We start from the raw sequence: 242 nt of genomic DNA, 5'->3' as shown, positions 1-242 counted from the left end.
AATGCCGTTAACGAATACATAACTTACTGGAATCAAAAAAGAATAAAACTCAGTCTTGGGGGACTCAGCCCGGTAGAATACCGGACTGAGTATCAAAAAGCCGGTTAACTGAAACTGTCCAGGTTTTGGGGTTCAGTTCAGCTCGCGCCGCATCCGGCCGGGATAACGCGAAGTTTGTCGGCAATATGAAGTTATAGAGATAATTTGTTGTGGGCCTGCTTGCGTAACCGGTTGAAAAGGGA

General features: G+C 46.3%; 1 protein-coding gene. It reads left to right on the top strand.

All coding sequences use genetic code 11. The annotated features are described in order from the left end of the window. Positions 1 to 108: IS3 family transposase (locus NE584_RS19520; protein ID WP_137432757.1), on the top strand; the 108-nt coding region annotated here is incomplete at its 5' end. Positions 109 to 242 lie beyond the last annotated feature (134 nt).

The organism is Clostridium sp. DFI.5.61 (assembly GCF_024462915.1).
Lineage (GTDB): Bacteria > Bacillota > Clostridia > Oscillospirales > Oscillospiraceae > Lawsonibacter > Lawsonibacter asaccharolyticus.
This window is presented reverse-complemented; position numbering and strand designations above follow the sequence as displayed.